The sequence below is a fragment of the Micromonospora sp. NPDC047187 genome, from assembly GCF_040643355.1.
Taxonomy (GTDB): Bacteria; Actinomycetota; Actinomycetes; order Mycobacteriales; family Micromonosporaceae; genus Micromonospora; species Micromonospora salmantinae.
Map to the genome: position 1 here is coordinate 1 of NZ_JBEYUF010000053.1, position 6424 is coordinate 6424.

The following is a 6424-nucleotide window of genomic DNA, read 5'->3' on the forward strand; positions in this document are numbered from 1 at the left end:
CCGGGCGGGGCCGGGCGGGGCCGGGCGGGGCCGGGCGGGGCCGGGCGGGGCCGGGGTGAGGGCCGGGGTGGGGGCGGGGTTAGGGGGTGCGGACTGCTTCCAGGGCCAGTAGGGCTACGTGTAGGGAGAGGCTGGCCTCTACCGAGTCCAGATCCACGTCGAGGATGCGGGCGATGCGGGCCAGGCGTTCGTAGAAGGCCGGCCGGGACAGGTGGGCGGCGGCGGCACCGGCGGACTTGTTGCGCCCCTGCTCCAGGTAGGCGCGCAGGGTGTCGAGCAGCCGTTCCCGGGGGTGCCGGGCGTCGTACTCCAGGAGCGCGCCGAGTTCGCGCTCGACGAACGTCTGGAGGCGGGGCTCGTCGCGCAGCAGGTGCAGCAGCCCGGCCAGGCCGACGTGCGGCAGCCGGAAGATCGGCAGGTCACGCCGGTCACGCCGGGCCGCCTCGGCGATCTGCCGCGCCTCGACCAACGACCGTCGGGCCTCCCGCAGGGTGCCCACCCCGGAGCCGGCGGCCACGATCACGCCACCCGGGCCAGCACCCCGGAACGGGTCGACACCGACCCCCGACCGAGCGGCCTCGACACCGAACGCCGCGCGGGACGGATCTACGCCGAGGCCAGTACGGGCCGGATCGGCGCCGACCGCCGCACGGGAAGCCTCGGATGCGGGGCGGGACCCGTCGACGCCGGCGGCGGCGCGCGCCGGTTCGACACCGGGTGCCGGCCGGCCGGTGCCGGCGTCGAGGCGTACCCGACGAAGGGCGCTGGCGAACGCGGACAGCGCGCGGTCCTCGGCGGCCGGGTCCGGCAGGGCCAGCAGCGCGCCCACCGAGTGGTCGTCGACGGCGCTGGTCAGCGCGGTCAGCTTCGCCTCCCGCAGGGCCTGGCCGACCGCCTCGGAGAGATCGCGTAGCCGGGCCTGGCCGGCCTCGGGGCCGACCTCCCCAGCGGGATCGTCGGCGCGGTGCCGGACCATCACGCCGACCAGGTGTCGCCGGTCGAGCACCACGCCGAGCGCCTTGGCCCGCAGCCCCACCTCGTCCACCGGGCGGGAGTGGTCGAGCAGCGCGGTGAGCAGGGTGCGGTGGATCTGCCGTTCCAGGCCCTCGGCGTCACGGCGGATCAGCCGGCCCAACGCGAGGGTGGACGCGGCCCGCTCGATCAGGATGGTGAGCCGGGTGGGCGGGCCAGCGGTCGGTTCGACGGCCTGGGCGCTGGGCACGTCGCCGCTGGCCGGCCAGCGCAGCAGCAGCCGACCCCAGTCCTGCCCCCGGGCGCCGACGGTGGTCACCAGCCAGCCGCTGTCCGGGTCGTACGCGGTCCGCCCGGCCGGGCGGATCCGCCGGGAGTGCTGCTCCCAGCCGTCCAGCAGCAGCTCGGCGCTCTCCCCCGCCGGGTCGTACCCGAGCACCTGCCGGGACAGGTTCTCCAGCACCACCGGGCAACCGGACAGCTCGGCGGCCTGGCGGATCACCTCGGCGGCGTCGGCGCCCTCCACGGACAGGTCGTTGAACCGCTGGTGGATCTCCTCGGTGGCGCGCAGCTCGGTGAGCTGCGCGTCGACGATCAGCGCGTGCACCGCCTCGGTGATCCGGACGAACGGGGTGGCCCGGCGCAGCTCCACCAGGGGAAGCCCACGCCGTTCGGCGGCGGCGGCCATCACCCGGGGCACACCGCTGACGTACCGGCGGCCCAACTCGACGACGAGTCCGGAGACTCCGACGTCGGCGAGATCACCGATGAACGCGCGTAACCCGGCGTCGTCCCCGGGCAGACCGATGCCGGTGGTGAGCACCAGTTCGCCACCGCCGAGCAGGGTGGCGATGTCCGGCACCTCGGCGACGTGCACCCAGCGGACGGGTCGGTCCAGCCCTTCGTCGCCGGCGACCACGCGTGGCGCGCCGTGGCGGACCGGGTCCAGGCCGAGGACCTCACGGACGGTAGGGAACACGGCCGACACGCTACCGTCCGTGACGCCGGAACTCGACTTACCACCGGCACGAGGGGTCAGTCGACGCCGAACTCCATCGCTGCGCGGTCGAGCGCCTCGTCCTCCGCCGAGGCGACGCCACGGGACGCGATGGCTTCCGCGCCGCCCTCGGGCATCGCGCCGATCAACCCGGTGGAGGCGGCCTGCGCGGCTCCGATCATCCGCTGCGGGTTCCCGCCGCCGACCAGGCCGAGGGAGGCGTACTGCTCCAGCTTCGACCGTGAGTCGGCGATGTCCAGGTTGCGCATGGTGAGCTGGCCGATCCGGTCCGACGGGCCGAACGCCGAGTCCTCGGTGCGCTCCATCGACAGCTTGTCCGGGTGGTAGCTGAACGACGGGCCGGTCGTGTCCAGGATCGAGTAGTCCTCGCCCCGGCGCAGCCGCAACGTCACCTCGCCGGTGACCGCCGTGCCGACCCACCGCTGCAACGACTCGCGCAGCATCAGCGCCTGCGGGTCCAGCCAGCGGCCCTCGTACATCAGCCGACCGAGGCGGCGACCCTCGTTGTGGTAGTTCGCCAGGGTGTCCTCGTTGTGGATGGCGTTGACCAGCCGCTCGTACGCGTAGTGCAGCAGCGCCATCCCGGGCGCCTCGTAGATGCCCCGGCTCTTGGCCTCGATGATCCGGTTCTCGATCTGGTCCGACATGCCCAGGCCGTGCCGGCCGCCGATGGCGTTGGCCTCCAGCACCAGGTCGACGGCGCTGCCGAACTCCTTGCCGTTGATGGTGACCGGGCGACCCTGGTCGAAGCCGACGGTGACGTCCTCGGTCGGGATCTCCACAGACGGGTCCCAGAACCGGACGCCCATGATCGGGTTGACCGTCTCGATGCCGGTGTCGAGGTGCTCCAGGGTCTTCGCCTCGTGCGTGGCGCCCCAGATGTTGGCGTCGGTCGAGTACGCCTTCTCGGTGCTGTCCCGGTAGGGCAGGCCGCGTTCGAGCAGCCACTCGGACATCTCCTTGCGCCCGCCCAGTTCGGTGACGAAGGCGGTGTCGAGCCACGGCTTGTAGATGCGCAGCATCGGGTTGGCCAGCAGGCCGTACCGGTAGAACCGCTCGATGTCGTTGCCCTTGAAGGTCGAGCCGTCGCCCCAGATCTGGACGTCGTCGGCGACCATCGCCCGCACCAGCAGGGTGCCGGTCACGGCGCGGCCCAGCGGAGTGGTGTTGAAGTACGCCCGCCCGCCGGTGCGGATGTGGAAGGCGCCGCAGGTCAACGCGGCCAGGCCCTCCTCGACCAGGGCGGCGCGGCAGTCGACCAGACGAGCGACCTCGGCGCCGTAGCTGAGCGCGCGGCCGGGCACCGAGGCGATGTCGGGCTCGTCGTACTGGCCGATGTCGGCGGTGTAGGCGCAGGGAATGGCGCCCTTGTCGCGCATCCACGCGACCGCGACCGAGGTGTCGAGGCCGCCGGAGAAGGCGATGCCGACACGTTCGCCGGTGGGCAGGGAGGTGAGAACCTTGGACACGGGGAAAATTATGCAATAGAACGCATGGCCATGCAAGCCGAAGCGGTCTACTCGCCGCCGAACGGCGGATCCTCACGTCCCAGCTCCCAGAACGCCACCGCCGCCGCGGCGGCCACGTTCAACGAATCCACGCCGCGCCGCATCGGAAGGACCACCCGCACGTCGCTGGCGGCCTGGGCCGCCGCGGTGAGGCCGGGCCCCTCGGCGCCGAGCAGCAGCGCCGCCCGCTCACGCTGCGCCGGGGTCAACCGCTGGATCGGTACGGCGTCCGGCGCGGGCGTCATGGCGAGCACAGTGAAGCCGGCCTCCCGTACCTGGTCCAGGCCCTCGGGCCAGCGGTCGAGCTTCGCGTACGGCATAGCGAAGACCTCACCCATGCTGACCCGGACACTGCGCCGGTACAGCGGGTCGGCGCAGGACGGCGACAGCAGCACCGCGTCGATGCCGAGCGCGGCGGCACCCCGGAAGACCGCCCCGAGGTTGGTGTGGTTGTTCACGTCCTCCAGGAGCACGACCCGGCGCGCGGCGGCGAGCACCTCGGCCGCCGTCGGCAGCGGCCGGCGGTGGAACGACGCCAGCACCCCCCGGTGTACGTGGAAGCCGGTGGCCCGTTGCAGCACGTCCTGGGTCGCGGCGTACACCGGCGCGTCGCCGGTGTCCAGGTCGGCGAGCTGGTCGACCCGCTTGGCGTCGACCAGGTACGACCGCGCCGGGTAGCCCGCGCGCAACGCCCGGCGCAGCACCAGCTCCCCCTCGGCGATGAAAAGGCCGTGCGGTGGTTCCCAGCGGGTGCGCAGCTCGACGTCGGTGAGCGCCCGGTAGTCGGCGATCCGGTCGTCGTCGGGGTCGGTGATCTCGTGGACGGGCACCCGACGATTCTGCCGGACGCGGAGCAGCGCGCTTCGACGCCCGTCCGAGCGGGTGTTTTGTCCGAAGAAGAAGGGGAATGACCGGCGGGCATCGGACGCGACGGGAAGGACCAGCCAGGTGAGCGCAGACGACACCACGCCGGACGAAGCGGGCACTCTGCCCCGGCGTCCGACCGTCGCCGACCACATCGTGTCGCGACTGTTCAGCTGGGGCGTACACCGCTACTTCGGCTATCCCGGCGACGGCATCAACGGCCTCACCTCCGCGCTGCAACGCACCAACGGCCGCGCCCAGTTCATCCAGGTCCGCCACGAGGAGACCGCCGGCTTCGCCGCCTCCGCGCACGTCAAGTACGGCGGCGGGCCCCTGGGCTGCGCTCTGGTCACCAGCGGGCCGGGCGCCATCCACCTGCTCAACGGCCTGTACGACGCCAAGCTCGACCACCAACCTGTGGTCGCCCTGGTCGGTCACACAGCGACCACCGCCGAGGGCGGCGGCTACTACCAGGAGGTCGACCTGCTCGCCCTCTACAAGGACGTGGCAGCGGCGTTCCTGGCCCAGCTCGACCACCCGGCACAGGTACGCCACCTCGTCGACCGGGCGTGCCGGACGGCGCTGGCCCGACGCACCGTCACCGCCCTGATCCTGCCCCTGGACCTCCAGGACGAGCCGGCCGTACCGAACCCGCCGCACGCGCACGGCTACTACCAGACCAGCAACGCGCCGAGCAGCACGCCGACAGTGCCGCCGGAGGCGGACGTACGCCGGGCGGCCGAGGTGCTGCGCGGCGGGCAACGGGTGGCCATGCTGGTCGGCCAGGGTGCCCTCGGCGCGCGCGACGAGGTCCGTGAGATCGCGGATCGGCTCGGGGCCGGCGTGGCCACCGCGCTGCTCGGCTTCACCGCCGTCGACCACCGCGAACCGTGGGTGACCGGCGCTATCGGGCTGCTCGGCACCCGACCGAGCTGGCAGCTGATGAACGGCTGCGACCGGCTGCTGATCGTGGGCAGCAACATGCCGTACTCGGAGTTCTACCCGCCGCCCGGGCAGGCCCGCGCAGTGCAGATCGACCTGGACGGCACCCAGCTCGGGCTGCGGTACCCGACCGAGGTGAACCTGACCGGCGACGCCCGCCCCACGCTGCGGGCGTTGCTGAACGAGCTGGGCCCCGGCCCCGGGCCGACCGCCTGGCGGACGGAGGTCACCGAGGCCACCTCGGCGTGGCGCCGGGTGCAACACGACCTGGCCGAGCAGGCGGCCGACCCGGTCAACCCGCAGTTGCTCTTCCACACCCTGAACGAACGGCTGCCCGACGACGTGCTGCTCACTGTCGACTGCGGCACCACCACCGCCTGGTACGCCCGACACATCCAGGTACGCCCCAGCATGCTGGCCAGCCTCTCCGGCACGCTGCTGTCCATGGGCGGCGCCATGCCGTACGCGCTGAGCGCCAAGTTCGCCCACCCGGACCGGCCGCTGGTCGCGCTGATCGGCGACGGCGCCATGCAGATGAACGGCGTCAACGAGCTGATCACCGTGGCGAAGTACTGGCGCAGCTGGGCCGACCCGCGCTTCGTGGTGCTGGTGCTCAACAACCGGGATCTGGCGTTCGTCAGCTGGGAACAGCGCTCCACCGAGGGGACGCCGATGTTCCCGGACAGCCAGCAGTTGCCGGACATCGCCTACCACCAGTGGGCGGAGGTGCTCGGGCTGCACGGCGAGTTGATCGACTCACCGGATCAGGTGCGCGACGTCTGGGACCGGGCGCTCGCCGCCGACCGTCCGGTGGTGATCAACGCCCTGGTCGACCCGGCGGAGCTGATGCTGCCGCCGCACTTCACCGTCGAGCAGGCCCGCAAGACCGCCGCGGCGGTGCTACGCGGCGACACCGACTGGGCCGGAATCATCCGCCGCGGCCTCCCCGCCACCCTGGCCAGCTACCGCCCCCGCCGCCGAGACCGCTAACCCCGCCCTCGGCCCGGCCCCCGCCGGCCCCGCGATCTTGCACTTTCTGCACCGACAAAAGCTTGCAAGAAGGTGCTTTTAGGCAACCGAAAGTGCAAGATCGCGGGGATGGGGGCGGGGTGGGGGCGGG

At 72.7% G+C, this 6424-nt stretch carries 4 protein-coding genes; 1 reads left to right on the forward strand and 3 read right to left on the reverse strand.

The window, feature by feature from the left end; all coding sequences use genetic code 11:
• Positions 1–79 precede the first annotated feature (79 nt).
• The 3 genes from ABZ794_RS33745 to ABZ794_RS33755 are packed head-to-tail and all read right to left on the reverse strand — an operon-like array spanning position 80 to position 4355.
• Positions 80–1960, reverse strand: coding sequence for a PucR family transcriptional regulator ligand-binding domain-containing protein (locus tag ABZ794_RS33745; RefSeq protein WP_238688217.1), 1881 nt, complete (start codon positions 1958–1960; stop codon positions 80–82).
• Between the two features lie 47 nt (positions 1961–2007).
• Entirely contained in the window at positions 2008–3459 is a 1452-nt protein-coding gene (gene argG, locus ABZ794_RS33750; RefSeq protein WP_210787492.1) for an argininosuccinate synthase, read from the reverse strand.
• A 47-nt stretch (positions 3460–3506) separates the two neighbouring features.
• Positions 3507–4355, reverse strand: coding sequence for an RNA methyltransferase (locus ABZ794_RS33755; RefSeq protein ID WP_225855454.1), 849 nt, complete (start codon positions 4353–4355; stop codon positions 3507–3509).
• Positions 4356–4446: 91 nt separating this feature from the next.
• On the opposite strand from ABZ794_RS33755, the gene ABZ794_RS33760 reads away from it, so the two are divergent.
• Positions 4447–6294 (forward strand): thiamine pyrophosphate-requiring protein, encoded by a 1848-nt coding sequence (locus tag ABZ794_RS33760; RefSeq protein WP_238688216.1) that lies wholly within the window; start codon positions 4447–4449, stop codon positions 6292–6294.
• Positions 6295–6424: the final 130 nt, after the last annotated feature.